This is a genomic window from Lewinella sp. (genome assembly GCF_050633125.1).
Classification (GTDB): Bacteria; Bacteroidota; Bacteroidia; order Chitinophagales; family Saprospiraceae; genus Lewinella.
In genome coordinates this window covers 1-576 of sequence record NZ_JBOEFX010000191.1, presented here as the reverse complement: position 1 = coordinate 576, position 576 = coordinate 1, and the positions used below count along the sequence as shown (strand labels likewise).

Below are 576 nucleotides of genomic sequence, written 5' to 3'. Positions count from 1 at the left end.
TTTTTAATACTGGCCTTTGTAAACAGCAGCCCAAATTCCACGGATTTTGATAAAGCGAATGCTGTCTCCTTGAACACCGGACACGCTGGTTTGGAAAGCATCATTGCCTGTTCGGATACTTGTATTGGCAAAAGAAACATCCCCCGCAGAGCGCGTCAACCAGACCTCGATTACACTGCCATCCGGCTCACTTTCGTCAATGATAATTTCATTGCCTGTTGTGAGCATATTGGCTTCGATGAAATAGTGATCTTCTCCCGTATGTACGTGCGTTGTACTTGGTCCTACATTTACCGTCACCGCACCAAAGGAACCGCCACCGCCGCCGCCAATACCACTGAGGTCGACATCGGTCGTCGTGCCGTCTTCCCGATCATAACTGAGCGTTGTTCCCGACAAGGCAATGTCTGTGATCGTTTCGTTAATAACTGAGGAGGTGCCATTGGAGGCAAGGTGCCTGGCTATTCGGTGTCCAGAAATCGTTTGATCTACTGTAGAAGCACCAAAAGCGTCTATTGTCGCTAAGTCCAATACACTAGTAACACCAGCTTCGTCCGTGTATCTGATTTCAGAATT

Annotated in this window: 1 protein-coding gene; it reads right to left on the bottom strand. The window is 48.1% G+C overall.

Features of this window, described 5'->3' with window-relative positions:
- Positions 1–3: 3 nt before the first annotated feature.
- A partial coding sequence (locus ACRBG0_RS27570; protein ID WP_431490051.1) for a hypothetical protein occupies positions 4–576 on the bottom strand: 573 nt, incomplete at its 5' end.